Origin of the sequence: Luteimicrobium xylanilyticum, assembly GCF_009429125.1 — a bacterium.
Taxonomy (GTDB): Bacteria; Actinomycetota; Actinomycetes; order Actinomycetales; family Cellulomonadaceae; genus Luteimicrobium; species Luteimicrobium xylanilyticum.
In genome coordinates this window covers 4,104,277-4,129,709 of record NZ_CP045529.1, presented here as the reverse complement: position 1 = coordinate 4,129,709, position 25,433 = coordinate 4,104,277, and the positions used below count along the sequence as shown (strand labels likewise).

At 73.6% G+C, this 25,433-nt stretch carries 27 protein-coding genes, 1 pseudogene and 1 riboswitch; of the genes and pseudogenes, 11 read left to right on the top strand and 17 right to left on the bottom strand.

Going from position 1 to position 25,433, the window contains the following annotated elements:
* The first annotated feature begins 11 nt into the window (after positions 1-11).
* The 4 genes from gcvP (at position 12) to KDY119_RS18395 (ending at position 5,383) form a co-directional block, all read left to right on the top strand.
* Positions 12-2,951, top strand: coding sequence for an aminomethyl-transferring glycine dehydrogenase (gcvP, locus tag KDY119_RS18410; protein ID WP_051137008.1), 2,940 nt, complete (start codon positions 12-14; stop codon positions 2,949-2,951).
* Between the two features lie 77 nt (positions 2,952-3,028).
* Positions 3,029-4,210 (top strand): glycine cleavage system aminomethyltransferase GcvT, encoded by a 1,182-nt coding sequence (gene gcvT / locus KDY119_RS18405; RefSeq protein WP_051137009.1) that lies wholly within the window; start codon positions 3,029-3,031, stop codon positions 4,208-4,210.
* 67 nt (positions 4,211-4,277) lie between these two features.
* A complete protein-coding gene (gene gcvH, locus KDY119_RS18400; protein WP_036955424.1) occupies positions 4,278-4,655 on the top strand; it encodes a glycine cleavage system protein GcvH in 378 nt (125 codons plus the stop codon).
* A gap of 2 nt (positions 4,656-4,657) precedes the next feature.
* Positions 4,658-5,383 (top strand): ThuA domain-containing protein, encoded by a 726-nt coding sequence (locus tag KDY119_RS18395; RefSeq protein ID WP_051137010.1) that lies wholly within the window; start codon positions 4,658-4,660, stop codon positions 5,381-5,383.
* A 3-nt stretch (positions 5,384-5,386) separates the two neighbouring features.
* On the opposite strand, the gene KDY119_RS18390 is transcribed toward KDY119_RS18395, so the two are convergent.
* Both KDY119_RS18390 and KDY119_RS18385 read right to left on the bottom strand, forming a co-directional pair.
* Positions 5,387-6,178 carry an SDR family oxidoreductase gene (locus KDY119_RS18390; RefSeq protein ID WP_036955426.1) on the bottom strand — a complete coding sequence of 264 codons (792 nt, stop codon included), beginning with the start codon at positions 6,176-6,178 and terminating at the stop codon, positions 5,387-5,389.
* Between the two features lie 11 nt (positions 6,179-6,189).
* Positions 6,190-6,708, bottom strand: a complete 519-nt coding sequence (locus KDY119_RS18385) for a MarR family winged helix-turn-helix transcriptional regulator (RefSeq protein WP_051137011.1) — start codon at positions 6,706-6,708, stop codon at positions 6,190-6,192.
* 136 nt (positions 6,709-6,844) lie between these two features.
* Here KDY119_RS18385 and KDY119_RS18380 point away from each other — a divergent pair, with 136 nt between their 5' ends.
* On the top strand, positions 6,845-7,279 hold the full coding sequence (locus KDY119_RS18380; protein WP_036955428.1) for a hypothetical protein: 435 nt from the start codon (positions 6,845-6,847) through the stop codon (positions 7,277-7,279).
* Here the strand turns inward: KDY119_RS18380 and rlmC are convergent.
* From rlmC to KDY119_RS18365, 3 genes are read right to left on the bottom strand one after another with little or no spacing between them, the layout of a single operon-like run.
* Entirely contained in the window at positions 7,257-8,405 is a 1,149-nt protein-coding gene (gene rlmC, locus KDY119_RS18375) for a 23S rRNA (uracil(747)-C(5))-methyltransferase RlmC (protein ID WP_036955431.1), read from the bottom strand. The two genes, KDY119_RS18380 and rlmC, sit on opposite strands and share 23 nt — an antisense overlap.
* Before the next feature lie 10 nt (positions 8,406-8,415).
* Positions 8,416-10,269 (bottom strand): glycoside hydrolase family 15 protein, encoded by a 1,854-nt coding sequence (locus tag KDY119_RS18370; RefSeq protein WP_153022633.1) that lies wholly within the window; start codon positions 10,267-10,269, stop codon positions 8,416-8,418.
* The gene (locus tag KDY119_RS18365; protein WP_153022632.1) at positions 10,266-11,294 is read right to left on the bottom strand and encodes an SDR family oxidoreductase; all 1,029 of its coding nucleotides are present in this window, start codon (positions 11,292-11,294) and stop codon (positions 10,266-10,268) included. Before KDY119_RS18365 ends, KDY119_RS18370 begins: the two co-directional genes overlap by 4 nt.
* Before the next feature lie 303 nt (positions 11,295-11,597).
* Between KDY119_RS18365 and KDY119_RS18360 the strand changes: the two genes are divergently transcribed.
* Complete coding sequence (locus tag KDY119_RS18360) at positions 11,598-11,816, top strand: LuxR C-terminal-related transcriptional regulator (RefSeq protein WP_227994434.1); 219 nt, start codon at positions 11,598-11,600, stop codon at positions 11,814-11,816.
* A gap of 95 nt (positions 11,817-11,911) precedes the next feature.
* Positions 11,912-12,328 (top strand): NUDIX domain-containing protein, encoded by a 417-nt coding sequence (locus KDY119_RS18355; protein WP_036955438.1) that lies wholly within the window; start codon positions 11,912-11,914, stop codon positions 12,326-12,328.
* Between the two features lie 22 nt (positions 12,329-12,350).
* On the opposite strand, the gene KDY119_RS18350 is transcribed toward KDY119_RS18355, so the two are convergent.
* The 5 genes from KDY119_RS18350 to KDY119_RS18330 form a co-directional block, all read right to left on the bottom strand.
* Positions 12,351-12,788, bottom strand: coding sequence for a MarR family winged helix-turn-helix transcriptional regulator (locus tag KDY119_RS18350; RefSeq protein ID WP_036955816.1), 438 nt, complete (start codon positions 12,786-12,788; stop codon positions 12,351-12,353).
* An 8-nt stretch (positions 12,789-12,796) separates the two neighbouring features.
* Positions 12,797-14,467, bottom strand: coding sequence for an MDR family MFS transporter (locus KDY119_RS18345; RefSeq protein WP_227994433.1), 1,671 nt, complete (start codon positions 14,465-14,467; stop codon positions 12,797-12,799).
* 164 nt (positions 14,468-14,631) lie between these two features.
* On the bottom strand, positions 14,632-15,216 hold the full coding sequence (locus KDY119_RS18340) for a P-loop NTPase family protein (protein ID WP_051137012.1): 585 nt from the start codon (positions 15,214-15,216) through the stop codon (positions 14,632-14,634).
* Positions 15,209-15,892 carry an ArsR/SmtB family transcription factor gene (locus KDY119_RS18335; RefSeq protein ID WP_051137013.1) on the bottom strand — a complete coding sequence of 228 codons (684 nt, stop codon included), beginning with the start codon at positions 15,890-15,892 and terminating at the stop codon, positions 15,209-15,211. The genes KDY119_RS18340 and KDY119_RS18335 overlap by 8 nt, the downstream gene beginning before the upstream one ends.
* A complete protein-coding gene (locus KDY119_RS18330) occupies positions 15,889-17,244 on the bottom strand; it encodes an MFS transporter (protein WP_051137014.1) in 1,356 nt (451 codons plus the stop codon). Before KDY119_RS18330 ends, KDY119_RS18335 begins: the two co-directional genes overlap by 4 nt.
* 89 nt (positions 17,245-17,333) lie before the next feature.
* On the opposite strand from KDY119_RS18330, the gene KDY119_RS18325 reads away from it, so the two are divergent.
* Together KDY119_RS18325 and KDY119_RS18320 are read left to right on the top strand one after the other, a co-directional pair.
* Entirely contained in the window at positions 17,334-17,582 is a 249-nt protein-coding gene (locus KDY119_RS18325) for a DUF2630 family protein (RefSeq protein ID WP_036955439.1), read from the top strand.
* On the top strand, positions 17,579-17,926 hold the full coding sequence (locus tag KDY119_RS18320; RefSeq protein ID WP_051137015.1) for an SRPBCC family protein: 348 nt from the start codon (positions 17,579-17,581) through the stop codon (positions 17,924-17,926). The genes KDY119_RS18325 and KDY119_RS18320 overlap by 4 nt, the downstream gene beginning before the upstream one ends.
* Here KDY119_RS18320 and KDY119_RS18315 read toward each other — a convergent pair.
* Positions 17,923-18,792: a PhzF family phenazine biosynthesis protein gene (locus KDY119_RS18315; RefSeq protein ID WP_153022631.1), complete on the bottom strand. Its 870-nt coding sequence runs from the start codon at positions 18,790-18,792 to the stop codon at positions 17,923-17,925. The two genes, KDY119_RS18320 and KDY119_RS18315, sit on opposite strands and share 4 nt — an antisense overlap.
* 28 nt (positions 18,793-18,820) lie before the next feature.
* The gene (locus tag KDY119_RS18310; RefSeq protein ID WP_036955444.1) at positions 18,821-19,396 is read right to left on the bottom strand and encodes a YdeI/OmpD-associated family protein; all 576 of its coding nucleotides are present in this window, start codon (positions 19,394-19,396) and stop codon (positions 18,821-18,823) included.
* 76 nt (positions 19,397-19,472) lie between these two features.
* Between KDY119_RS18310 and KDY119_RS18305 the strand changes: the two genes are divergently transcribed.
* The gene (locus KDY119_RS18305; RefSeq protein ID WP_036955447.1) at positions 19,473-19,715 is read left to right on the top strand and encodes a hypothetical protein; all 243 of its coding nucleotides are present in this window, start codon (positions 19,473-19,475) and stop codon (positions 19,713-19,715) included.
* A 58-nt stretch (positions 19,716-19,773) separates the two neighbouring features.
* Here the strand turns inward: KDY119_RS18305 and metE are convergent, their stop codons facing one another.
* From metE to KDY119_RS18290, 3 genes and pseudogenes are all read right to left on the bottom strand, one after another.
* Positions 19,774-22,140, bottom strand: a complete 2,367-nt coding sequence (gene metE, locus KDY119_RS18300; protein ID WP_153022630.1) for a 5-methyltetrahydropteroyltriglutamate--homocysteine S-methyltransferase — start codon at positions 22,138-22,140, stop codon at positions 19,774-19,776.
* Positions 22,137-23,117, bottom strand: coding sequence for a methylenetetrahydrofolate reductase (locus tag KDY119_RS18295; RefSeq protein ID WP_051137016.1), 981 nt, complete (start codon positions 23,115-23,117; stop codon positions 22,137-22,139). The genes metE and KDY119_RS18295 overlap by 4 nt, the downstream gene beginning before the upstream one ends.
* 39 nt (positions 23,118-23,156) lie before the next feature.
* Positions 23,157-23,260: riboswitch (SAM riboswitch) on the bottom strand.
* A 60-nt stretch (positions 23,261-23,320) separates the two neighbouring features.
* Positions 23,321-23,969, bottom strand: a pseudogene (locus KDY119_RS18290) (MerR family transcriptional regulator).
* A gap of 70 nt (positions 23,970-24,039) precedes the next feature.
* On the opposite strand from KDY119_RS18290, the gene KDY119_RS18285 reads away from it, so the two are divergent.
* On the top strand, positions 24,040-24,621 hold the full coding sequence (locus KDY119_RS18285) for an NUDIX hydrolase (RefSeq protein ID WP_036955452.1): 582 nt from the start codon (positions 24,040-24,042) through the stop codon (positions 24,619-24,621).
* A gap of 32 nt (positions 24,622-24,653) precedes the next feature.
* Here KDY119_RS18285 and KDY119_RS18280 read toward each other — a convergent pair whose 3' ends face one another.
* Together KDY119_RS18280 and KDY119_RS18275 are read right to left on the bottom strand one after the other, a co-directional pair.
* The gene (locus tag KDY119_RS18280; protein ID WP_051137017.1) at positions 24,654-25,049 is read right to left on the bottom strand and encodes a type II toxin-antitoxin system PemK/MazF family toxin; all 396 of its coding nucleotides are present in this window, start codon (positions 25,047-25,049) and stop codon (positions 24,654-24,656) included.
* On the bottom strand, positions 25,046-25,399 hold the full coding sequence (locus KDY119_RS18275; RefSeq protein ID WP_036955454.1) for a hypothetical protein: 354 nt from the start codon (positions 25,397-25,399) through the stop codon (positions 25,046-25,048). Before KDY119_RS18275 ends, KDY119_RS18280 begins: the two co-directional genes overlap by 4 nt.
* Positions 25,400-25,433 lie beyond the last annotated feature (34 nt).

The following is a 25,433-nucleotide window of genomic DNA, read 5'->3' as shown; positions in this document are numbered from 1 at the left end:
CGGAGCACCCCGTGAACGAGCAGCAGATCCCCGCGGCCTTCGACCGCGACCACTTCGCGACCCGCCACATCGGCCCGCGCGACGTCCGTACAGGCGTCGAGGCGGCCGCGGACGGCACGCCCGGCGACGTCGTCCGGATGCTCGCCGTGCTCGGGCAGCCGTCGCTCGACGCCCTCGTCGACGCGGCGATCCCCGCCTCGATCCGCGAGCACGCGCCGCTCGACCTGCCCGCGGCACGCACCGAGACCGAGGTCACGGCCGACCTGCGCCGGATCGCCGCGAAGAACGTCGTCAAGACCCAGATGATCGGGCTCGGCTACTACGGCACGACGACGCCCGCCGTCATCCGCCGGAACGTCCTCGAGTCGCCCGGCTGGTACACGTCGTACACGCCGTACCAGGCGGAGATCTCGCAAGGTCGGCTCGAGGCGCTGCTCAACTTCCAGACGGTCGTCGAGGACCTCACGGGCCTCGCGATCGCGAACGCGAGCCTGCTCGACGAGGCGACCGCGGTCGCCGAGGCCGTCGCGCTCATGTTCCGCGCCCACAAGACCGGGTCGAAGGGCGCGCGCGGCGCGGCCGGCGGGACCGTCGTGCTCGATGCCGAGCTGTTCCCCCAGACCCTCGCCGTCACGCAGGGGCGGTCCGACGCCGCAGGGCTCCACGTCGTCGTCGCCGACCTGACCGACGGGCTGCCCGACGTCGAGGGCGACCTCGTCGGGGTCGTGCTGCAGCAGTCCGGCACGTCGGGCGTGGTCCGCGACCTGCGGCCGCTCGTCGCGGCGGCCAAGGAGCGCGGCGCGCTCGTGACCGTGGCGGCCGACCTGCTCGCGCTCACGGTGCTCGTCTCGCCGGGCGAGCTCGGCGCCGACGTGTCGGTCGGCTCGGCGCAGCGCTTCGGCGTCCCCCTGTTCTACGGCGGCCCGCACGCCGCCTTCATGGCGGTCCGCTCGGGTCTCGAGCGCTCGCTGCCCGGCCGCCTCGTCGGTGTGTCCCTCGACGCCGACGGCGCCCCCGCCTACCGCCTCGCGCTCCAGACGCGCGAGCAGCACATCCGCCGCGAGCGGGCGACGTCGAACATCTGCACCGCGCAGGCGCTGCTCGCGATCGTCGCGTCGATGTACGCCGTCTACCACGGGCCGCGCGGCCTGCGAGCGATCGCCGAGCGGGTCCACGACCGCGCCGTCGCCCTGGCCGCGGGCGCGCGCGCGGCGGGCCTGACGGTCGTCCACGACACGTTCTTCGACACGGTCCGCCTGCACGTCCCGGGCCGCGCCGCGGCCCTGGTCGCCGCGGCCTGCGACGCGGGGATCAACCTCTACGCGCCCGATGCCGACCACGTGCAGGCGTCCTGCGACGAGACCACGACCCCGGAGACGATCGCCACGCTCCTCGGCGTGCTGACCGGGTCGACGCCGGCGGACGCCGCCGCCGACGGCGCGCTCCCGGCCTGGGCGCTCCGCAGCACCGAGTACCTCACGCACCCGGTGTTCTCCGCGCACCGCTCGGAGACGTCGATGCTCCGGTACCTGCGCGCGCTGTCCGACAAGGACCTCGCGCTCGACCGCACGATGATCCCGCTGGGCTCGTGCACCATGAAGCTCAACGCGACCGTCGAGATGGAGCCGATCTCCTGGCCCGAGCTCGCGGACGTGCACCCGTTCGTCCCGGCCGACCAGGCGACCGGCTACCGCGAGCTCGTGGAGACGCTCGAGGGGTGGCTCGCCGAGATCACCGGGTACGCCGGCGTCTCGGTGCAGCCGAACGCGGGGTCGCAGGGCGAGTTCGCGGGGCTGCTCGCGATCCGCGGGTACCACCGGTCGCGGGGCGACGAGGGCCGTGACGTCGTCCTGATCCCGGCGTCGGCGCACGGGACCAACGCGGCGTCGGCGGCGCTCGCGGGCCTGCGCGTGGTGGTCGTGGCGACGGCGGAGGACGGTTCGATCGAGCTCGACGACCTGCGCGCGAAGCTCGACCAGCACGGCCCGCAGGTGGCCGGGATCATGATCACGTACCCGTCGACGCACGGCGTCTACGAGGCCCACGTCCGCGACGTCTGCGCCCTGGTACATGACGCCGGTGGTCAGGTGTACATCGACGGGGCGAACCTCAACGCGCTCGTCGGGCTGGCCCGCCCGGGCCGGTTCGGCGGCGACGTCTCGCACCTGAACCTGCACAAGACGTTCTGCATCCCGCACGGCGGCGGCGGCCCGGGCGTGGGCCCGGTCGCGGTGGCCGACCACCTGGTCCCGTTCCTCCCCGGCAACCCGCTCGACGGCGCAGCGTCCGCCGGGGTGCCCGTGTCCGCTGCTCCGTACGGGTCGGCCGGCATCCTGCCGATCTCGTACGCGTACGTCGCACTCATGGGCCCGGACGGGCTCACGGCGGCGACCGAGGGCGCGGTGCTGAGCGCGAACTACCTCGCCGCGCGGCTGCGCGAGCACTTCCCCGTCCTGTACGCGGGCCCCGGCGGCCTCGTCGCGCACGAGTGCATCCTCGACCTGCGCGACATCACCAAGCGCACCGGCGTGACCGCCGAGGACGTCGCGAAGCGGCTCATGGACTACGGCTTCCATGCCCCGACCCTCGCGTTCCCCGTGCCGGGCACGCTCATGGTCGAGCCGACCGAGTCGGAGGACCTCGCGGAGCTCGACCGGTTCGTCGACGCGATGGTCGCGATCCGGGGCGAGATCGATGCCGTCGAGCAGGGGCGGTGGGTCGTCGAGGAGTCGCCCCTGAGGGGCGCCCCCCACACGGCCGGCGCCCTGCTCTCGGGCGACTGGGACAAGGCCTACTCGCGCGAGGAGGCCGCCGCCGTCGTCGGGCAGGATGGTCGCGCCACCGCCCGCGCCGCCACCAAGTACTGGCCGCCGGTCCGTCGGGTCGACGGCGCGTACGGCGACCGGAACCTCGTGTGCGCCTGCCCGCCCGTCGAGTCCTTCGCCGACTGACCGCGAAGTAGTACGGCCGCCGTACTACTTCGCGGGAGCCCAACGACTAGCCTCGAGACGACGAGAGAGGGAGAGCGATGACGACCTCCGTAGAGACCCCCGACGACGCCACGGCGACCGAGCCGCGGCACACGCCGCTGCACGACGAGCACGTCGCGCTCGGCGCCGCGCTGACCGAGTTCGGCGGCTGGCTGATGCCGCTGCGATACGCGAGCGACCTCGCCGAGCACCGCGCCGTGCGGTCGGCGGCGGGCCTGTTCGACCTGTCCCACATGGGCGAGATCCGCCTGCGCGGCCCCGAGGCGGGCAAGGCGCTCGACGCCGCGCTCGTCGGCTGGCTGTCGCAGGTCCAGCCGGGACGGGCGCGCTACTCCATGATCACGAACGAGTTCGGCGAGGTGATCGACGACCTCGTCGTCTACCGGCTCGCGGACGACGACTTCATGGTCGTCGCGAACGCCTCCAACGCGCCCGTCGTGGCGCGTGAGCTGGTCGACCGCGCGGCGCCGTTCGACGTCGAGGTCACGGACGAGTCCGAGGCGACCGCGCTGATCGCGGTGCAGGGGCCGCTCGCGGAGCAGATCGTCACGGGTCTCGCCGCGGGCGACGCCGACACGGTCCGCGCTCTCAAGTACTACGCGAGCGTCCCGGCGACCGTCGCGGGGGTCGAGGCGCTCGTGGCCCGCACCGGATACACCGGCGAGGACGGCTTCGAGCTGTTCGTCCCGGCCGACCACGCGGTCGCGCTGTGGCGCTCCCTGCTGGGCACGGGCGCGGAGGACGGCCTCGTGCCCGCCGGGCTGTCGGCGCGCGACTCGCTCCGGCTCGAGGCCGGGATGCCGCTGTACGGGCACGAGCTCGACCTCACGACCACGCCCTACGACGCCGGCCTCGGCCGCGTGGTGCGCCTCGACAAGACCACCGACGACGGCGCCGTCCTCGACTTCGTGGGACGTGCGGCCCTGGCGTCGCGTCGCGCCTCCGAGCCGGCCCGCGTGCTCGTGGGCCTGAGTGCCGCGGGCCGCCGCGCGGCTCGCGAGGGAGACCACGTCGTCGTGCGCGGTCACGTCCCGCAGATCGTCGTGGGGAAGGTGACGAGCGGGGCGCCGTCGCCGTCGCTCGGCCACGCGATCGCGATGGCGTACGTGACCCCGGAGGTCTCGGCGGTCGGTTCCGAGCTCGCCGTCGACGTCCGCGGGCGGGAGGAGCCGGTGGAGGTCGTCGAGCTGCCGTTCTACCGTCGTCCTGACAAGGCCTGACCGGCGTTCCGCCACCCACGACCCCTCGATCTCAGACCTGCTGAGCCGACCACCGGAAGGACCACCCATGGCCGACGCGACTTTCCCCGCGCAGCTCCAGTACACCGTCGAGCACGAGTGGCTCGACGGCTCCGACCCGGCGGTCGTCGGGATCACGTCGACCGCCGCCGAGGCGCTGGGCGACATCGTCTACCTCGAGCTGCCCGCGGTCGGTGACGACGTCACCGCCGGCACCGTGATCGGCGAGATCGAGTCCACCAAGTCGGTCTCGGAGCTGTACTCGCCCGTGACGGGAACGGTCGTGGCCGTCAACGACGCCGCGGTCGACGACCCGTCGCTCGTGAACTCCGACCCGTTCGGCGAGGGCTGGCTGCTCAAGGTCGACGTCAGCGAGGTCGGGCCCGTCCTGACGGCCGACGAGTACAAGGCCCAGGTCGGGGCCTGAGCGTGCGCGCGCCGGGCCGGCGGGCGCTCGTGCTCGCCGGCCGCGGCCGGTACGAGGACCCGTGGCACGACACCGCCGCCACGTCCCACGAGGTCGCGACGGCGCTCGGCGAGGTCGGGGTCGACGCGGAGGTCCGGGGCACGTTCGCGGCCGCCTTCAACGACCTCGACGCGTTCGACCTCCTGGTGGTGAACGCGTGCTCGGCGCGCCCGGCCCCTGACGCCGAGATCGACGGGGACGACGGTGCCTGGGACGGCGCGTTCGCCGCGCTGGGCGCGTGGGCGTCGTCGGGCGGGCGGCTGCTCGCCCTGCACCAGGCGGCGAACGCCTTCCAGGACCGCCCGGCGTGGGCGGACGTCTGGCACGGGACGCTCGGCGGGAGCTGGGTCCCCGGGCGTTCGATGCACCCGGAGCGCGGCCCGGGCCGGTTCGACGTCGTCGACGCCGGACACCCGGTGACGCGCGGCCTCGCCGGCCCGGACGCGCGCTTCACCGCCGACGACGAGCGCTACTCCTACCTCGTCGTCGCGCCCGCGGCGCGGGTCCTGGTGACCCAGCGGCACGAGGACGTCGAGCACCCCGTCGTCTGGACGCACGACGCGCACGGCGGGCTCACGGTCTACGACGCGCTCGGTCACGACGCGCGCGCCTACCGTGAGCCCGTCCGGCGCCGGCTCCTGCAGCGCGAGGCGCTGTGGCTGCTGGGCCGGGACGTCAGCGGGAGCTGACGATCACCAGGTCGAGTCGCCGCGAATGACGGCGTCGGACCCGCCGTCGATGAAGATCACCTGACCGCACAGCCTCGAGTTCTCGACTCCGCTGAGCCAGACCAGCAGGTCAGCCGCGACCTCGGGTCCGAAGGGCCCGCCGAGCGGCATCGGCACCTGCTCGGTGAGCTGCTTGCGGCCCTCCTCGGTGGCGACGAGGTCGGCGGTCATCGGGGTCAGGACCACTCCCGGAGCGATCGCGTTGAGCGGGATACCGGCCCCCGCCCATTCCGGGCTCGGGGCGTTGCGACGGATCCACTTCGCGAGAGCACGCTTGCTCGTCGAGTAGATGATGTAGCCGACCTCGGGGCCGGCGCCGGCGAGCTCGGTCGCGCGGGCGAGCGCCTGCTCCTCGGTGCCGTGCTCGAACGCGTCGAGCAGAGCGTCGTCGGCGGGCTGGAGCGAGGCCATCGACGCGACGGCGACGGCGCGCGGGGCGTCCGACTTCGTCAGCAGGGGCCGCAGGCCCTCGAGCGTCGCGAGCGCGCCGTAGTAGTTGACGGCTGCGGTCGCGACGATCGGCGCGCTGAGCCCCGCGACGGCGAGGACGCCGTCGACGACGCCGCCCGAGAGCTCGGTGACGCGGTCGATCATGGTGGTCCGGCCCTCGTCGGTGGTGAGGTCGACCGTGATGTCGGTGTCGTGGAGGTCGACGCCGATCACGGTCTGGCCCTGCGAGCGCAGCAGCTCGGCGGTCGCCTTGCCGATGCCGGACGCGGCGCCGGTGACGACGTAGGTGCGGGTGGTTGCAGACATGGGGTCCTCCTTCAGGATCCGTGGGGTCTCGGGGTGTCGATGCGGTCGGCGTGCTCGACGACGGCCGTCTCGAAGCGGCGGAGCAGCGTGGTGAACGTCGCGCGGTCGTCGGCCGTCCAGCCGGCGAGGAGGGCGCCCATCATGTCGTCGCCGGCGCGGGTGAGGGCGGCCATGAGGGCGCGGCCGTCGTCGGTGAGGCGCAGGAGGGTCGCGCGGGCGTCGTCGGGGTCGGGGACCTTCTCGAGGAGGCCGAGCGCGGAGAGCCGGCCACTGATCTTGCTGACGTTCGAGGCGCCGACGAACAGGTGGTCGGCGAGCGCGGACGGGCGCATCGCTCCGGCGCGCGCGACCTGCGTGAGGGCGACCACGCTGGTGGGGTCGAGGTCGTGGCCCGTGCTGCGGGTGAGGGCTTCGATGAACCCGCCGGACGACCAGCGGGCGAACACGTCGAGGAGGACGGCGAGGGGCTCGGAGCGGTAGGACAGATCCGGCCCGGGCTCGAGCGCGTGTGGTGCCTCGGTCGGTGTCACCGGTGTCCACCTCCTCAGTTGCTGTCGTGACGACAGTATATCGCGGAACTGTCGTCACGACAGCATGTTCGGCGGCCCGCATCGTGTGCTGCAGCGTGCCACGATGGAGTGAAACGGCTCAGGGGAGGGCGGAACCATGACGACCGACGGCGGGCGACGACGCACGACGACGCTCACCTGGCTGGTCGTGTCAGCCACCGTCGTCGTATGGCTCGTCCTGCTCTTCTGGACCCGGGACATGGACGGCAGCGTGTGGGGCGCCGTCGCGTCGTTCTTCCTCTACGGGGTCTTCCTCGTCGCGGTGATCTGGCGGATCGTGCGCGAGGCGGCCCGCAAGCACCCGGCCCCGGTGCGCCGCGTCGTCGGGCCGGGGGTGCAGGGGCTCGGCGAGGTCCAGGAGCTCTACCTCGGACGGAAGCCGTTGCCGCCGCCCACGTACGCGGCACCCGAGGGCGTCGTCGCGGAGGCGGTCGTCGAGCGGGACGACCCGCTGGACGTTCCGGTCTGGGTGCTCGAGCCGGACGGCTCCTGGCGCCCCAGGGGCGACCTCAGCGGCGGGTCAGCCGGGTGACGACCTCGTAGTGGTGCGTCTGCGGGAACATGTCGAGCAGCCGCACGTGCGTGGGGCGCAGCGACGGCATCGCTGCCAGGTCCTTCGCGAGCGTCACGGCGTTGCAGCTCGAGTAGACGACGTCCCGTACCCCTGACCTCTCGAGCCAGCCCGCGAGCTCGGGCCCGATCCCGCGCCGGGGCGGGTTGACCACGACGAGCCCGGGGACGTCGTCGGGCGCGGACGCGAGCGCGAAGACGGTCGCGTCCTCGGCGACGAACCGCATGCCCTCCAGCCCGGCGTCGCGGGCCGTGAGCGCTGCGCTCGCCACGGCCTCCCGGCTGGTCTCGACGCCCACGACCTCGCGCCCGGGCGCCGCGCAGTGCAGCGCGAAGCCGCCGACGCCGCAGTACAGGTCCCACAGGCGCGCGGGCGCGGCGTCGTCGACCCAGGCGGCGACCTGGTCGTAGAGGGCCTGCGCGACGAGGGTGTTCGTCTGGAAGAAGCTCTGCGGCCGCAGGTGGAGGTCGAGCCCGCCGACGCGCATCTCGAGCGTCTCCCGCTCGGTCAGCACGATCTCGAGGTCGCCCTCGAGGATCGCCTTGTGCTCCGGCTGGACGTTCACGGACGCGACGGCGAGCCCGGGCAGCGCCTCGCGCAACCACCCGAGGTGCTTGCGGATCCGGGCGACCGGCTCCTGCGAGCGCAGCACCCACCGGACCATGACCTCTCCCGACGGCGCCTGGGTCACGATGAGGTACTTGAGCTCACCGCGCTGCGTGGGGACGTCGTACGGGACGAGCCCGGCTCGGGTCGCGAACGCGGCGAGCGGCCCGAACGCTGCCTGCAGGCTCGCGGGGTAGAGCCCGCAGTCGGTCAGGTCGACCCCCGTCGCACCGGCGTGGTCGCGGTGGTCGAGGATCCCCAGGACGGGCGCGTCGACGGTCCCGGTGACGACCATCTTCGCCTTGTTGCGAAAGCCCGACTCCGGTCCGGTGAACGGATCGAGCCACACGGCTTCAGCGCCGCCGACGGCGTCCAGCAGCTCCTGGCACCGCGCCACCTTGTCCGCGACCTGCGTCGGGTACGGCTGCCCCATCAGGCTGCACGACCGGCACTCGCCGGCGTCGAAGTGGGGGCACTGCACGGGCTCGAGCCTACGGGTGGCCCGCGCCGCTGGGTGCCGCGAGCCGTTGTGCCGCCTCCAGCAGCGTCGCGTGCACGAACCCCTGCGGCAGGTTGCCGCGGAGCTGGCGCTGCGCGACGTCGAACTCCTCCGCGAAGAGCCCCGCCGTCCCGCACGACGCCGCGGTCCGCTCGAACCAGCGGAACGCCTCGGTCCGGTCGCCGGCGTACCAGTGGGCGAGGGACGTCGTGAACCCGCAGAGCAGGAACGCGCCCTCGGCCTCGCCGAGCGGACGTCCGTCCGCCGCGAAGCGGTAGACGAAGCCGTCCTGGGCGAGCTCGTGCGTGACCGCACGGAGCGTCGCCTGGGTCCGGGGGTCCTCGGCGGGCAGCGCACCGCGCACGGGCGGCAGGACGAGGCTCGCGTCCGTGCCGGGGTCGCCGGGGCGCCGGGCCCAGGCGCCGTCGTCGCGCAGGCAGCGGGCGGAGGTCCGGGCGAGCACGGTGTCCGCGAGCGTCGCGAGCTCGCCCGCCCGACGCCGGTCGCTCACCGCGGCCGCGGCGCGGATGCCCGCGACGACCGCCAGGCGCGACTGGGTCCACCAGTCGTCGTCGAGCTCCCAGATTCCCGCCTCGGGCTCGTCCCAGCGGTCCTGCGCGACGTCGCACAGCAGGTCGAGCGCGCGTCGCCCGTCGTCGTCGAGGCGGTCGAGCGCCGCGGCGCGGGCGAGGAGCTGGAGCAGCTCGCCGACCGTGTCGAGCTGGAACTGGTCCACCACGTGGTTCCCGACGACGTCGGCGCCGCCGGGGTAGCCGACGAGCTGGAGGCGCCGCTCGCCGGGCAGGGGCGCGCCGTCGACCGTGTAGGCGGGCGAGATCCGGGGGCCGTGCTCGAGGATCCGGGCGACGGCGAACGCGACGGAGTCGTCGAGCAGCTGGTGGGGTTCGTCGACGGCCGCGGCGTGCCCCGCGTACGCCTGGTCGCGCAGCCACACGTACCGGTAGTCGTAGTTGCGTCCGCCCTCCGCGCGCTCGGGCAGACCCAGCGTCGCGGCCGCCACCATCCCCCCGCCGGGACGGGTGAGGCCGCGCAGGACGGCGTACGACTGCCGTGCGTCGCGCGGGCTGACGGTGCCGTCGAGCGGCGGGACGGCGTCGGTCCACCAGCGCATCGTCGTCTCCCACAGCTCGCGGGGCGGAGGTGGTTCGTGGTCGCCCCACGGTTCGACGTCGCGGAAGGGGCGGTCCGACACCTCGAGCAGGAGGTCGCGCCGCCCACCGGCCGGGATCACCGTCTCGACGACGAGCGCCCCCTGCCACGCCCCGCCGCGCGGGCGGACCGCGTCTCCCGCGCCCCACCAGCGGAACCAGAGCGCGCCGACGCGGCCCGTCCAGACCGGGCCCCAGGCGCTGTCGCCCCGACCCTCGACGGAGGGCTCGGCGCGCCGGACCTCGCGGGCGCGGACGTGCCCGAACTCGGCGCGCAGGTCGAGCACGACCCGCACCGGGACGTCCTCGTCGCCGGCCTCGACGGTCCTCAGGAGCCGCGCGACGTGACGGTCCGCGGGCTCCACGAGGACGTCCTGGCCCTCCACGACGGTCGTGGGGCTCGTCCACCGCCCGCGCCAGACGAGCGTCCCGGGCTCGTAGGAGCCGCCCGCGACGTAGGGGACGAGCGGCGTCACGGCGTAGACCCCCTCGCCGCCCACCAGTGCTGCGAGGACGGCGTCGTCCTCCCACGACGGCGCGCAGAGCCATGCGATGTCGCCGCGTGGCCCCACGAGAGCGCCTCGGTACCCGTCGCCGAGGAAGGCGTAGTCGCGCTGGGCGTGCGGTCCGTAGTCGTCCCACGCGCGAGGGGGCGTGGGCGCGGCGGCCGCGTTCACCGTCGTGCCGACGCGCCCGCGGCGGCGACCGCAGCGCCGACCGCACCCGCGCCGACGAGCAGCGCACGCCGGTGCCGGGTCGCCCACGCCTGCAGGCTGTGGCTGTGGGCGCGCGCGTCGAAGATGCCGTGCGCTCCGAAGTCGCGCCCGTCCGGGCCGTCGGCGGGCGACCACAGGTTGGCGGGCTGGTCGGGCGGGCGGGGGTCCGCCGTCTGCTGGGAGTCGAAGCCCGTCCGGGCGAGGTACCGGTCGAGGACGCCGGGGACGACGGCGTTGAGGCCGATGGTGCCGGCCGTGCTCGCGCCGATCCACCACTCGCGGCGCTGGGGGTGGTCGACCGCCCAGACGACGCCGCGGGCGGCGACCTCCGGCTGGTAGATCGGGGGGACGGGCTGCGCCTGCCGGGGCAGCCGGGACAGGACCCACGAGAACTGGGGCGTGTTCACCGCGGGCATCTGGACCATCGTGATCCGCACCCCGGACTTCTCGTGCAGGAGCTCGCAGCGCACGGACTCGGTGAAGCCCTGGATCGCGTGCTTCGAACCGCAGTACGCGCTCTGTAGCGGGATGCCGCGGTAGGCGAGCGCGGACCCCACCTGCACGACGACGCCGCGGTTACGCGGGCGCATCCGCTTGAGCGCGGCCAGGGTCCCGTACACGTAGCCGAGGTAGCTCACCTCGGTGACGCGCCGGAACTCGTCGGGGGCGATGTCGTGCGCCGGGGCGAACACCGAGGTGAACGCGACGTTGACCCACGTCTCGATGGGCCCGGCCTCGTCCTCCACGCGCTGCGCGGCCGCCTCGACCGCGTCGGCGTCGGACACGTCGACCTCGATCACGAGCGGTGTGCCGCCCGCCGCTTCGACGTCCCGGGCGGCGGCTTCCAGTCCGACCCGGCCTCGCGCGAGCAGTGCCACGGTGCCTCCCCGCGCGGCGAGCTCGACGGCGGTGGCCCGTCCGATGCCGCCGCTCGCCCCCGTCACGACGGCGGTTCCACGGTTCTGCGGTGTGCTCCTGGTCGACATGCCTCGATTACAGGCACGAGGCCGCACTCCTCGCACGGCGACGGTGGCCGCGCAGGGTGCGACAGGCCGCCACCGAACCGTGACCTCGCGCGGTTGCGGGCCGGCGTCCTGCAGCCGAGACTGGCGCTGCGGACCTCCACGCAGGACCGGTGAGCACCGCGACAGACCGCTCGAAAAGAAAACTCGCGAACTCGCGTCATGAACCCGCGTGTCCTCCGTCTCTCCATGTACCAACACCGTTCGGTCCCGGAAGCCCCCCGAGGACCGGAGAAACACCTGGAGGATCAGATGAGCATCATGGAGATGACTCGACCCGACGCCGACCTCGCGAGCACGCTGACGCGCCGCGAGCGCGTCGTGCTGTCTCACCTCTCGGAGGACGTGACGCTCGAGCAGATCGCGACCCAGCTCTTCGTGACGCGCAACACCGTCAAGTCGCAGGTGCGTTCGCTGTACCGCAAGCTCGGGGTCTCGACCCGGGCCGAGGCGCTCGAGTACGCCCGCCGCGCCGGCCTGCGCTGACCGACTCCGCCCGGCCGTCGGGCGCCCGCAACGTCGCGGGTGCACGACGGGCCGCAGGTCCCGAGGCGGACCGTTCCGGGTGGGACACTTCCGTCATGGAATCCCGCCGCCTGGTCGTGGCCGCAGCGATCGTCGACGACGTCGCCGCCCCGGGCGTGCTGCTCGCGGGTCGTCGGACGTGGCCGGCGGAGCTCGCGGGCCGGTGGGAGTTCCCTGGCGGGAAGGTCGACGACGGCGAGGACCCGGTCGCAGCGTTGCACCGGGAGCTCGCCGAGGAGCTCGGGGTGGCGGTCGAGCTCGGACCGGAGTTCACGGCGCCCGACGACGGCGCCTGGCCCATCACACCCCGGCATGTGATGCGGCTCTGGCTCGCGCGCGTGGTGACGGGCGAGCCGGCCCCGATCGAGGTCCACGACGAGCTGCGCTGGCTTCCGCGCGGAGCGTGGCTCGACGTCCCGTGGCTGGACGGAGACGTCCCGATCGTCGAGGCGATGATCACGCGGTTCGGATAGCCGCCTCGCTGTCTGCGGGGTCTCAGCGGAGGGCGTCGTTCAGTCGCGCGAGCGTGCGCGCGAGGTCGGCGAGCTCGTCGTCCGACCACGCGGCGAAGCTCTCGCAGAGCGCCGCCTGACGGCGTTCACGCTGTCTCGCGACCCAGCTCTCCCGTTGAGCGGTGAGGGCCATGATGTGGGCGCGCCCGTCGTCGGGGTCGGGTCGCCGCGCGACGAGCGCCCGCTCTTCGAGGCACGCCAGCTGGCGCCCGACGGTCGGCTTCCCCACACCGAAGTGCTCCGCGAGGTCGCTCGGGCGGCTCTCTCCGGCCTCGGAGAGGCGGACGAGCAGGCTGTACGCGGTGGGGTCGACGTCGCGGTGGAGCTCCTCCGCCAGCCGCCGCGAGGCCGACCGGGTGCGGCGGACGAGCATCGCGAGCTCCCGCTCGACGGCGTCGATACCCGCAGCGGCGGCCCCCACCGGCACCGTCAACCGCGCACGGGCGCGGACTGCGCGGCCGGCTGCTCGTCGGAGTGGCCCGCGCCGCCGCCCAGCTCCTCCTCCAGCAGGACCACGCCCGCGTCGGCCGCCAGCTCGTCGACGGGCGACACCGCGGCGGTGTCGTGGGTGGTGCGGAGCGGGACCTCCTTGACGAAGAGGATCGCGACGAGCGCCAGGAAGACGAACGGCGCGGCCCAGAGGAAGACGTCGGCGACCGCGTGGCCGTAGGCGCTCTCCACGATCCCGCGCACCGGCTCGGGGAGCGTCGACACCTTCGGCACCGTGCCCGAGGACAGGGACCCGGCGGGGACGCCCGCCTTGGTGAGCCCCTCGGTGACGTAGTCCACGACCCTGGTGGCGAGCAGCGCGCCGAGCGCGGACACGCCGACGGCGCCGCCGAGCGTGCGCATGAACGCGACGAGCGCGCTCGCCGACCCGAGCTCGCTGCGCGCGACCTGGTTCTGGACGGACAGCACGAGGTTCTGCATGCTCATGCCCAGCCCGGCGCCGATGAGGAACATGTACAGCGCGAGCAGGGCGTAGCTGGTCCCGGCGCGTGCGGTGCCCATGAGGACGAGCCCGACGACCGTGAGCGAGACGCCGAGGACGAGGACGCCCTTCCACCGGCCGGTGCGCGTGATGAACTGCCCGGACAGCAGCGAGATGGCAGCGAGCCCGACGATCATGGGGAGAGTCAGCAGGCCGGCCGTGGTGGGCGAGTCGCCACGTGCGAGCTGGAAGAACTGGCTGAGGAACGTCGTGCCCGAGTACATGGCGACGCCGACGAGCAGCGACGCGACGACGGCGAGCGCGATGCTGCGGTTCGCGAAGAGGTGGAGCGGCACGATGGGCTCGGCGGTCCGTCGCTCGGCGACCACGAACGCGATAGCCAGGACGACGGCGCCGCCGACCATGACGGCCGTCTGCCAGGACAGCCAGTCGTACTTGTCGCCGGCGAACGAGATCCAGATCAGGAGCAGGGACACCGCCGCGGTGACGAGGGTGGCACCCGTCCAGTCGATCTTGACGGCGCGCTTGGTGGTCGGGAGGTGGAGCGTGCGCTGCAGGACGACGAGGGCGGCGACGGCGAAGGGAACCCCGACGTAGAAGCACCAGCGCCAGCCGAGCCAGGAGGTGTCGACGATCGCACCGCCGATGAGGGGCCCGGCGATGGTGCCGAGGGCGAAGACGCCGCCCATGTAGCCCGAGTACCGGCCGCGTTCACGGGGCGGGATCATCGTCGCGATGATCGTCTGCACGAGGGCGGTCATGCCGCCCGCACCGATGCCCTGGATGGCACGGGCGGTGATCAGGGTCCCCGCGTTGTGGGACAGCCCCGCCAGGCAGGAGCCCAGCACGTAGATCACGAGCCCGAGCTGGACGAGCAGCTTCTTGCTGACCAGGTCGGAGAGCTTGCCCCAGACGGGGGTCGAGACGGTCATCGCCAGGAGCGTCGCGGTGATCACCCAGGTGTAGGCGGTCTCGCTCGCGTGCAGGTCGGAGATGATCGTCGGCAGCGCGTTGGACACGACGGTCGACGACAGGATCGCGACGAACAGGCCGAGGAGGAGCCCGCTGAGGACCTCCAGGATCTGCTTGTGGCTCATCGGCTGGTCGGCGTCGGGCGTGTGGCGTGGCGATGTGGGTGCCTGGGCCATGGGGAGGCTCCTCCGGGGCGGGACCCGCGGTCGCGCCCACGGGGGTCGCGAAGCGGTCGAGGATCGGCCGCGGCGTCGGTGCGCCGGAGGTCGCCCGGGCACGTCGCCCGGCCCTGGGGATGCTTGCGTCGTGCAACTATAGGCGCCTTATTGCGCAAGGGCAACTAGATGGTGCGCGGCAGGCGCTGGAACCAGTCCTCGACCTGGGCACGGCTGCGCAGGCGGACGACGACGAGGTGCGGCGCTTCGCCGGCGAGGCGTTCGTCGAGCCCGCGGAGGCTGTTCCGGCTCGACCACGCCCACCGGACGATGTGCTCGTCGTCGGTGAAGAAGGTCCGGAGCGGCGGCTCCTGGTTGCCGTTCCAGAGGACGGTCCGGCGCCGACGTCGCCGGACGGTGCGCCGGACCACCTGCCGCATGACGACGGGCGTCGGCAGGTCGAGCCACACGAGCAGCTCGGCGCGCTCGAGGATCAGCGGCCGGACCTCCCGGTACTGCCACTCCGTGACCCAGGCGGGCTGTGCGAGGAAGGCGCGTACGTCGTCCACGAAGGACTCGCGCGGAGTCCAACCAGGCCCGTGGAAGAGGCCGTCGATCTCGGTGTGGGGAAGGCCGAGGCGGTCGGCGATCCGCTGGGCGAGGGTCGTCTTGCCGGACCCCGAGACCCCCGCGACCGCGATGCGCGCGGGCACGTGCCCGACGGCGGCCACCGCGTCGTCGCGCGGGCCGAGCGTGCGCACGTCAGGCATCGGCGGCGAAGCCCTCGACGGCCGGGTCGATGGTCGGGAACGCCAGGACCTGGACCTCGACGCGGCGGTGCTCGTCGCTGGGGCGGCTGTCGCGGCTCCTTGCGGCTCCGGCGTACTTCTCGAGGACGGTCCCGAGCTCGGAGGACAGGGCGTCGAGCTCCTCGAGCGTCAGGTACGCGAACGAGGTCGCGTCCACGGAGGCGTCGACCCAGTCCTCGGGCTCGACGCGGTCGATCACCCGCTCGTGGAAGCGCTGGAGGCTGTCGGCTCGCAGGCTCGCCCACTGCGACCCGAAGGCCCTGATGACCTCCCCGCCCGACGGCGTGTCGTACTCCGCGCCGCTGCCGCGCACCCGGAGCGCTCCCGGTGCCGCCTGCCACCACCGCTCGCGCCCGGTCCCGCGCTCGGGCACCTCCTCGACGAGGCCGTGCGAGGCGAGCTGCCGCAGGTGGTAGCTCGTGGAGCCGGTGGACTCGCCGGTCCGGCGGGCGAGCGTGGTCGACGTGGCCGGGCCGGACGACACGAGGAGGTCCCAGAGCCTGACGCGGAGCGGGTGCGAGAGCGCCTTGAGGGTGGCCAGGTCCAGGTCGCGGGTATGGTCGCGGATGTCGGACCCCGGGTCGGCCGGGGTGCGTGCGTCCGTACCGGCGGCGTCGACGTCGGGCGAGGTGCTCATACGTCGAGCGTACTGACCGCCACCGCCTCGGCCGCCGGGCCGACGGGCTCGGCCGGGGTGCCCTCGGAGCCGGCGTCCCCGGACACGGTGCTCTCCGCTGCCGTGAGCGCGCGGTGCACGCGGGCACCCATCACGAGCACGACGGCGACCGAGAGGGCGCCGCCGATCAGGAGGGGCAGACGCAGCCCGGCTCGCGCGACGAGTCCTCCGAGAAGGGTGGCGACCGGCGTGAGCCCCCATCCCACGGTCCTCCACGTGCCGTTCACGCGGCCGAGCAGCTCGGCCGGGATGAGAGACTGCCGGACCGTCATGGCGTTGGTGTTCCAGATCATGACGAACATCGCCGCGAGCGCGAAGGCGACGCATCCGACGACCCGGCCACCGAGGCCGGCAGGGACGAGGCCGAGGAGGATCAGGGCCGGGCCGGTGAACAGCTCGCTCCCGACCATCGAGGTGGCCCGGCCGAAGCGCCGGCGCACGGGCCCGACGATCGCCGCACCGACGAGCCCGCCGACCGCGGCGAGCGCGGTGAACGCCCCGACCGCGCCCTGGGGGATGCCCAGCCCGTCGACGACGTAGACGATCAGTGCCCCCTGGCCGAAGGTGAGTGCGGTCGCGCTGAGCGTCGAGAAGATCCACAGGGGTCGCAGGGTGGCGTGGTGCCAGAGGAACCGTGCGCCTTCGACGAGCTCGTGGACGAACCCCTGCCGGGGGACCGGTGTCGGGGCGTCGGGCGCGGAGGTGGGGGCCGTCGTCGGGCGGTCCGCGGCGCGAGCGCGGGCGGCGGCCGAGGGGAGCGTGAGCGCGAGCGCCGCGGAGCCCGCGAACGTGAGCGCGGACAGCGCGAACGGCAGCGGCTCGGAGAGGGCGAAGAGTGCGGCGCCGATGGGCACCGCGACGAAGCCCTGCATGACCATCTCGCCGGCCTGGAACCGGCTGTTCGCGGCGTCCCGGTGCGACGGCGGGGCGACGGCGGGGACGAGGGCCTGGGCGCCGCCGTCGAAGGCGGTCTCCATGCTGCCGAGGGCGAAGACGGCGGCGACGAGCGCCCACAGGGGGAGGTGGTGGGTCGCGACGAGCGTCCCGACGCTCGCGGCGACGAGGAACCGGACGGTGTTCGCGGTGCCCATGACGCGGCGGCGGTCGTGGCGGTCGACGAGTCCGCCGGACGCGATGGCGAACAGCAGCCACGGCAGGAAGCTCGCGGCGGTGATCGCCGAGACGGCGAACGGGTCGTCGGTGAGGCGCAGCGCCAGGAGAGGTGCCGCGGCCGCCAGCAGGCCGTCGGCGAGGTTGGAGGCGAGCGACGCGCTCCAGAGCCGGTAGAACGGGCCGCCGAGTGCAGAGGACATGTTGCAAAGATAGTTCTGCAAAGAGAGGTTGGCAAGAGGTTCGGGTCAGCCCCCGCGCCGCGGACGCGCGGGAGAACTAGCGTGGGGCCATGGCCGACGACCGCGACATCCACCGCACCATCAGCTCGCTCGTCGAGGAGGAGAAGACGCTGCGCGCGCAGCTCGCGGACCGCGAGGTCAGCGAGTCCGACGAGCACGCTCGCCTCCGCGCCGTCGAGACCCAGCTCGACCAGTGCTGGGACCTCCTGCGGCAGCGCGACGCCCTCCGCGACGCGGGCCGCAACCCGGACGACGCCCAGGTGCGCCCGGGCAGCGTCGTCGAGGGCTACCTGGAGTGACGGCGGAGCCGCACGCCGCGGCCGCCGACCACGAGTCGCGGTACGTCGGCGTGCTCGTGGCGCGCCCGGCGGAGGAGGTCTACGCCTACGCGGCGGACCCCGTGAACCTGCCCGCCTGGGCCGCGGGGCTCGCGGCGGGCGTCGTCCAGGAGGGCGGGCGCTGGTTCGCCGACTCGCCCATGGGCCGCGTCGAGCTGCGCTTCGCGCCGGCCAACGCGTTCGGGGTGCTCGACCACGACGTCGTGGAGCCAGACGGCCGCACCACCTCGAATCCGCTGCGCGTCGTGCCCGCGCCCGGGGGCTCCGAGACGCTCGCGCGGATCGTCGAGGAGTGTGGCCGCTAGAGGGTGACGATCCCGTTCACGCAGGTCACGGTCCCGCCGCCGATCCACACCGCGCCGTCGACGTCGCGGGACACGTGCACGCGGCCGTCGCGGCCGAGCGCCGTGCCCTGCCGCGCGACGTAGCGGTCGGGTGCGCGACCGGTCGACGTGAGCCACTGGCCGATCACGGCGTTGAGGCTCCCCGTCACCGGGTCCTCGGGCACCGAGATCCCGGGCACGAAGCCGCGGACCTCGAACGCGGGCTCGTCCGGGGCGTCCGCGCCCGTCGGCCCGACGACGCCGATGGCACGGTGGCGTGCCACGTCCACCCCCGACCAGTCCGGGGCGAGGGAGAGGACACGCTCGGCCGAGTCGAGCAGCAGCACCCGCCAGCCGGGGCCGTTGTCGAGGAGGCGGTGGTCGACGACGGCGTCCGCCGGGATACCGAGGGCTGTCACGAACGCGTCGAGGGTGGCGGGCTCGAGCGGCTCGTCGGCGATGAGGTCGGGGGCCGCGAAGGCGAGCTCGTCGCCGGTGCGCCGCAACGTCACCAGACCGACCCCGCACTCCTGCACGACGACGCCGTCCCGCTGCGGGACCCCGCCCGCCTCCAGCCAGGCGTGGCACGAGCCGAGCGTCGGGTGGCCCGCGAACGGCAGCTCGCCGCCCGGCGTGAAGATCCGCAGCCGGTAGTCCGCGCCCGCCGCCGCGCCCTCGGGCGTCGGGGGCAGGAGGAACGTGGTCTCCGACAGGTTCGTCCAGCGCGCGAACGCCGCCATCCGGTCGTCGTCCAGGCCGACGGCGTCGTGCACCACTGCGACCGGGTTGCCGAGCAGCGGCTCGTGCGTGAAGACGTCGACCTCGCGGTACGGGAACGTGGCGCTCACGGGGCCAGCCTAGGGCGCTGGGTCCGGCTCATCCCGTGCATTCTCGGAGCCGGGCGACGAGCGCGTCGATCCGGCGCGCCCGGGTCGCGTCGGTGGCCGCCGTGAGGATCGGGAACAGCGCGCTGAAACGGTCCGACCCGGTGAGCGCCGCGAACGCCGCCTGCGCCGCGGGCTCCTGGGCGAGCGTCTCCGCGAGCTCGGCAGGGACCTCCGCCGTGGCCGGACCGGCGTAGGCGCGGTCCCACCGGCCGTCCTCCTGAGCGCGCGCGACCTCGGCCCGCCCGCGGTCCCGGAGCCGGCCCTCGGCCTCGAGGCGGGCGATCGTCTCGACGTTGCGCTTCGACCAGATCGACCGCGCACGACGCGGGGTGAAGCGCTGGAGGAACGTGGTGTCGTCGCGACTCCGGCGCTGTCCGTCGATCCACCCGCTGCACAAGGCCTCCTCGAGGGCCTCCGCGTACGTGAGCGTCGTCGGCACGGTGGTGCCCTTCTTCGCCATGACCAGCCAGACGCCGTCGTGCGTGTTCTCGTTGGCGACGAGCCACGCACGCCACGCGGCGCGGTCGGCGACGAAGAACGGCTCGGGCGCGGCGGGCGGGCTCATGCGCCCACGGTCCCAGGTGGCGGTGACATGTGGACGCCGGGCGACCGGGACGGCGTGGGGGCGGTATTTTGGAGCCATGACCGCCCAGCAGCCCCCCGCTCCGTCGCGCGAGCCGTTCACCGTCACCCGCACCGAGCGTCGCCCGGGCGCGTGGCTGCGCTTCGCCCCGCTGTTCGTGCTCTTCGTCGTCGGGATGTTCCTCATGGGAGCCGGCGCCTCCTGGGGCGACGACGGAAACGGCAACGCATGGGTCTTCAGCCTGGGACTGCTCGTGGCGTGCTCCCCGTTCTTCATCGGGATGACGTTCAACAAGCGCTGACGCGACACGAAGGGCCGGGCACGCTGCGTGCGTGCCCGGCCCTTCGCCGTCGTGGGCGTCAGAGCGTCGCGCGGACCTCGCGTGCCGCGGCGACCAGGTGCTCGAGCGACGGGTTCACCTCGGCGTAGCCGCGCGTCTTGAGCCCGCAGTCGGGGTTGACCCACAGGAGCGTCGGGTCGACGGTCTTGACCGCGAGCTCGAGCAGCTCGACGACCTCCTCGGTCGACGGGACGCGCGGGCTGTGGATGTCGTAGACCCCCGGGCCGACGCCGCGACCGAAGCCCTCGTCACGCAGCTCGGGCAGGATCTCCATCCGCGAACGCGCCGCCTCGATCGACGTGACGTCGGCGTCGAGGTGGTCGATCGCGCCGATGACCTCGCCGAACTCCGAATAGCACAGGTGGGTGTGGATCTGCGTGTCCGCGCGCACCCCGGCCGTAGCGAGCCGGAACGACCCGACCGACCAGTTGAGGTACGTCTCCTGGTCGGCCTTGCGCAGCGGGAGCAGCTCGCGCAGCGCGGGCTCGTCCACCTGCACGACGGCGATGCCCGCGGCCTCGAGGTCGGCGATCTCGTCGCGCAGGGCCAGGCCGAGCTGGTTCGCGGTCTCGGCGAGCGGCACGTCGTCGCGGACGAACGACCAGGCCATGATCGTCACCGGGCCCGTGAGCATGCCCTTGAGCGGCTTCTCGGTGAGCGACTGCGCGTACGTCGTCCAGCGGACCGTCATGGGCTCGGGCCGCGACACGTCGCCCCACAGGATCGACGGGCGGGTGCACCGCGACCCGTACGACTGGACCCAGCCGTTCGACGTCACGGCGAAGCCGTCGAGCAGCTCCGCGAAGTACTGGACCATGTCGTTGCGCTCGGCCTCGCCGTGCACGAGGACGTCGAGCCCCAGCTCCTCCTGGAGCGCCACGACGCGCGCGATCTCGTCGCGCATGGCCTGCTCGTATGCCTCCGTCGCGAGGTCGCCCTTCGCGTGCGCGGCGCGCGCCTTGCGGATGTCGACGGTCTGGGGGAACGACCCGATCGTCGTCGTCGGGAGGGGCGGGAGCGCCAGACGGGTGGCCTGCTCGGCCACGCGTGCGTCGTGCTCGCCGCGCTCGAAGTCGTGCCGGGACAGGGCGGCGGTGCGGGCCCGGACGGCGTCCACGCGCACGCCGGCGGCGTCGCGGCGGGTGGCGACCGCGTCCGACGACGCCCGGACCTCGTCCGCTACGGCGTCACGACCGTCGGTCAGCGCCGTCGCGAGCACCGCGACCTCGGCGACCTTCTGGTCGGCGAACGCGAGCCACGCGTGCAGGTTCGCGTCGAGCGTCGCGTCGTCCCAGTGCTCGGTCGTCACGTCGTGCGGGACGTGCTGGAGCGACGTCGAGGTCCCGACGACGACGGCGGCCGCCCCGAGCGACTGCGCCCGGTCGAGCAGGTCGAGCTTCGCGGCGAGGTCGGCCCGCCAGATGTTCCGGCCGTCGACGACGCCCGCGACGAGCGTCTTCGACTCGAGCCCCGCGACGGGTCCGGTGGGCAGGGCGCCGCGGACGAGGTCGAGGGCGACCGCCTCGACGTCCGTCGCCGCGACGACGGGGAGGGCGGCACCCAGGCTGCCGTAGGACGCTTGGAGCAGGATCGCCGGCCGCTCGGTGGCGCCGAGCTCGGTCGCGAGTGCGCGGTACGCCTCGGTCACGGCGGCGCGGACGGCCTCGGGCTTGACGTCGCTGGTGTCGGTCAGGTGGTCCGCGACGAGACCCGACTCGTCGAGCTGGACCCAGGTCGCGCCGGCCTCGCGCAGCTCGCGCAGCAGCCCCGCGTACACGGGGAGCAGGTCGCCCAGGCGGGACAGCGGGGAGAACCCGGCGGGTGCGTCGTCGGCGGGCTTGGCGAGGAGGAGGAAGGTCACGGGCCCGACGACGACCGGCCGGGTCTCGTAGCCCTCCGCCGCGGCCTCGGTCAGCTGGGCGACGAGCCGCGACGCGTCGAGCGCGAACGTCGTGTCCGGGCCGATCTCGGGGACCAGGTAGTGGTAGTTCGTGTCGAACCACTTGGTCATCTCGAGCGGCGCGCGCTCGCCGGCGTCGCCCGAGGTGCCGCGGGCGGCAGCGAAGTACGCCTCGAGCCCGGTGAGCCCGTCGAACCGGCGGGGCAGCGCGCCGACGGTCACCGCGGCGTCGAGCACCTGGTCGTAGAACGAGAACGTCTCGGGGATCGCGGCGCCCTCGCGGGCGAGGCCGAGCTCCGCGAGCCGGGCGCGCGTGCGGGAGCGCAGCGCGGCGGCCTGCGACTCGAGCTCGCCGGCGTCGATGCGGCCGGCCCAGAAGGACTCGACGGCCCTCTTGAGCTCGCGGTTCGGGCCGATCCGGGGGTAGCCGAGGATCGTGCCGCCGGGCAGCGGCGGTGCGGTGGGAAGGTCAGTCATGTCAGTCATCCGTTTCTCTCGGTGGATGCGCTGACCCGCGGCCCTCTGGCCAGGTCCGGCGCGTCGGTCGCGCCGCCGCCGAGGTGGACGCCCTCGAGCAGGTCCAGTGCAGCTTCGTGCTTGTTGAACGTGTAGATGTGGATGCCGGGCGCGCCGGCGTCGAGGACCGCCCGGGCGACCTCGACGGAGTGCGCGATCCCGATGGCGTGGCGGGAGGCGTCGTCGTCGGCGGCCTCGAGCGCGGGCAGGACGTGCCGCGGCACGGGGACGCCCGTGAGCTCCTCGACGCGGTGCAGGCGCCTGGGCTCGGTCATGGGCAGGAGGCCGGCAAGGATCGGGATCGTGACGCCCGCCGCGCGGGCGGCGTCGACGAACGTCACGTAGGTCTCGGCCTCGTAGAAGAGCTGGGTGATCGCGAAGTCGGCGCCCGCCTGCTGCTTCTCGAGCAGGCGCTGGACCTCCTGCCCGGGCGTGGTCCCCGCTGCCGGGTTGCCGCCCGGGAAGGTCGCGACGGCGATCGTCAGCGGCCGAGCGGCGGAGCGCAACGCGTTGCCGGGGTGGGCGGCGCAGCGCTCGGCCTCCACCTCGCGGAGCAGCGCCACCAGGGCGTCCGACGACGTCAGGCCGTCCGGGTCGGGCTGCCAGTCCGGGTAGTTCACGGGCGGGTCGCCGCGCAGTGCGAGGAACGAGCGGACGCCGTCGGACAGGAAGTCGTCGATGATCTCGGCGACGTCGTGCCGGGCCGCGCCCACGCACGTCAGGTGCGCGATCGGGAGGACGGGCGTCTCGCGCAGCAGGCGCGCGACGACCTCGCGTGCCGTGTGCCGGTCGTTCCCCGCGGCGCCGTAGGTCACCGAGATGAAGTCGGGACGCGCGGCGACGAGCCGCTCGGCCACGCCCCAGAACTTCGGCGCGGCCGACGGGTTGCGCGGCGGCATGAGCTCGAAGCTCACCGTCGGGCGGCCGGTCGCCAAGGAGACGCTCATGCGAGCACCCCGAAAACAGTTGCCTCTACGAACACGGTCTCTCCATCGGACCTGGCGTTAGCACCCTCGTCCCTCGGGAGGCTTCCGTTGGGGGGTTGCTGCGGTGTCGACGAGCCAGGACTCTCGACCGCTCTGGATGGTGACGTCGATGCTACGCGGGGGTCACCCAGCGGACCAGGGCTCGTCCGGGAAGTGAGACACGGCTACGCGCGTCCGTCGACGAATGCGACCAGGGCGTCCCTGACGAACCGCGCACCCGCGTCGTCGCCGTAGGTCGCCGCGAACCGCGGGTCCGCGACGTACATCTCCGCCAGCCCGACGACGTACGCGTCGGGAGCGTCCCGGCCGTCCGGCGTCCGCGGCGTGCCGGGGACCGAGGCGAGCCACGCGACGTGCTCACGGGCGAGCTCCTGCGCCTCCGGGGACGTCGGGTCGACGCCGCGCTCGGCCGCCTCACGCCAGGCCGCGACGCGGTCGGCGCTGCGCCGCTGCCAGGCTGCGCGTTCGTCGTCGGACATCCCGCGCCACCAGGCGTCGCTGCGCGCGTACGCGTCCTTTCCCCAGCGCTGCTCGACCTCCTCGCGGTGCTGCGTGTGGTCGAAGCCCTCGAACATCTTCTCGGCCATGGGTTGCTCTCCGTCCTCGATGGTGCGGACCGTGCGCTCGACCGCCTCGATCTGGCGCGCGATCCGCGCCTGCTCGGCGCGCAGCCACGCGGCGTGGGTGCTAGCGGTACCCGTTCGAGCCGATCCGGCTCGGGTGGAGGAGTCCGACGTCGTGGTAGTGGCGCAGCGTGCGGCTCGTCGTGCTGGCGAGTCGCGCGACCTCCTGGATCGACCGTTCCGTGCTCATGTGATCGAGCCTAGAAGTTGACGTCGCGTCAAGGTCAAGCGGCGGGAGCAGTCCCGGTTAGGGTCGTGCGGTGAGTGCTGTCGACGCCTTCCCTGCGGCCGCCCTGTCACAGTCCCTGCGCACCTGGGATGCGCCCGACGACGACCAGTCCGCCCTCCGCGCCGCCTACCGCGCGTTCGTCGCCCGGCAGGGTGAGGCGGCCGCCCGGCGCGACGGGGGACCCGAGCACCTGACGGCCAGCGCCTTCGTCCTCTCCGAGGACCTGACGCACGTGCTGCTCTGCTACCACCGCAAGGGCCGGTTCTGGGTCCAGCTCGGCGGGCACGTCGAACCGGGCGACCCGACCGTGCCCGACGCCGCGCTGCGCGAGGCCCACGAAGAGTCGGGGCTCACCGGCGTCCATCTCCTCACGACCGAGCCCGCTGACCTCAACCGGCACGAGCTCGCCTCGGCGTTCGGGGCGTGTCGCGCCCACTGGGACGTCGGATACGTGGCGGTCGCGTCCACGGCGGACCGCGTCGTCGTGAGCGACGAGAGCGAGGACGTGCGCTGGTTCCCCGTCGACGCGCTGCCCGACGAGGCCCCGGATGACCAGTCGTCGCGGGTTGCCTACGCCGTCGCGCGGGCGAGGGCGGCGCTCGGCGCGCGCTGACGTCTGCGCCTCACGGGCCGCGCGGGTCCGACCTAGCCGCCGCGCCTGGAGCGACCGTGGCCCTGCTGGGCCGACCTCGGGCGCGACGCTCGAGGCGCTTCGGTGGGCAGCCAACCGAGCTCGAGCACCGACGCCAGTGCGTCGCGAATTCGCGCGAGGTCCGCGGGGGCGACCTCGTCACGGGCCACGCCGGCGTAGCGTTCCACGCTGATCGCCCGGACCTGTTCGCACTGCGCGTACGATTCGCGTCCGTTCCACACCACAGGCACGCGGGACGGGAGCATGCGGTCGTTCGACGTCATCGGCACGACGATCTGGACCCCGCCGAACTGTCGAGAGACGACGACGCAAGGACGAGTCTTGCCCTGTTCGTTGCCGCGGTGCGGGTCGAGGTCGACGTAGACCACCGCACCGGGCGTGAGGCTCACCGGAAGTCCTCGTCGTGCTCCGGATCGCTGCCGACCCCACCGAGATCCGCGTCGAGCCACTCACGATCCTCGTCGGTGAGCTCGTACCCGTCGAAGCCAGCGTAGAAAGCCTCTCGCTCGGCCTTGCTCGCAGTCCCGTTCGCCATGCGCTGTTGCAGGCTGCGAATGGCTTCCCACGAGTTGAGCGTGGGCTGCTGGTCCTCGCGACGCCGGAGGTCCTTGTGCACGAGCCCTAGCACGTACATCTGGAGACTCGTCCCGTTCGCGTCGGCGGCGCGGTGCAGCTCGTCGAGCTCGTGCTCCGACAGGCGTAGCGTCAACCGCCGCTCGTGCTCCTTGGTTGCTGCCATAGCAGCATGCTGCCACAGAGGGCTGCTCGGAGGG

Excerpts from the sequence above, each read along its gene's own strand:
- gcvT (WP_051137009.1), top strand. The coding sequence starts at position 3,029 with ATGACGACCTCCGTAGAGACCCCCGACGACGCCACGGCGACCGAGCCG.
- gcvH (WP_036955424.1), top strand. The coding sequence starts at position 4,278 with ATGGCCGACGCGACTTTCCCCGCGCAGCTCCAGTACACCGTCGAGCAC.
- KDY119_RS18390 (WP_036955426.1), bottom strand. The coding sequence starts at position 6,178 with ATGTCTGCAACCACCCGCACCTACGTCGTCACCGGCGCCGCGTCCGGC.
- KDY119_RS18380 (WP_036955428.1), top strand. The coding sequence starts at position 6,845 with ATGACGACCGACGGCGGGCGACGACGCACGACGACGCTCACCTGGCTG.
- KDY119_RS18365 (WP_153022632.1), bottom strand. The coding sequence starts at position 11,294 with ATGTCGACCAGGAGCACACCGCAGAACCGTGGAACCGCCGTCGTGACG.
- KDY119_RS18360 (WP_227994434.1), top strand. The coding sequence starts at position 11,598 with ATGACTCGACCCGACGCCGACCTCGCGAGCACGCTGACGCGCCGCGAG.
- KDY119_RS18355 (WP_036955438.1), top strand. The coding sequence starts at position 11,912 with ATGGAATCCCGCCGCCTGGTCGTGGCCGCAGCGATCGTCGACGACGTC.
- KDY119_RS18345 (WP_227994433.1), bottom strand. The coding sequence starts at position 14,467 with ATGGCCCAGGCACCCACATCGCCACGCCACACGCCCGACGCCGACCAG.
- KDY119_RS18340 (WP_051137012.1), bottom strand. The coding sequence starts at position 15,216 with ATGCCTGACGTGCGCACGCTCGGCCCGCGCGACGACGCGGTGGCCGCC.
- KDY119_RS18335 (WP_051137013.1), bottom strand. The coding sequence starts at position 15,892 with ATGAGCACCTCGCCCGACGTCGACGCCGCCGGTACGGACGCACGCACC.
- KDY119_RS18330 (WP_051137014.1), bottom strand. The coding sequence starts at position 17,244 with ATGTCCTCTGCACTCGGCGGCCCGTTCTACCGGCTCTGGAGCGCGTCG.
- KDY119_RS18325 (WP_036955439.1), top strand. The coding sequence starts at position 17,334 with ATGGCCGACGACCGCGACATCCACCGCACCATCAGCTCGCTCGTCGAG.
- KDY119_RS18310 (WP_036955444.1), bottom strand. The coding sequence starts at position 19,396 with ATGAGCCCGCCCGCCGCGCCCGAGCCGTTCTTCGTCGCCGACCGCGCC.
- KDY119_RS18305 (WP_036955447.1), top strand. The coding sequence starts at position 19,473 with ATGACCGCCCAGCAGCCCCCCGCTCCGTCGCGCGAGCCGTTCACCGTC.
- metE (WP_153022630.1), bottom strand. The coding sequence starts at position 22,140 with ATGACTGACATGACTGACCTTCCCACCGCACCGCCGCTGCCCGGCGGC.
- KDY119_RS18295 (WP_051137016.1), bottom strand. The coding sequence starts at position 23,117 with ATGAGCGTCTCCTTGGCGACCGGCCGCCCGACGGTGAGCTTCGAGCTC.
- KDY119_RS18275 (WP_036955454.1), bottom strand. The coding sequence starts at position 25,399 with ATGGCAGCAACCAAGGAGCACGAGCGGCGGTTGACGCTACGCCTGTCG.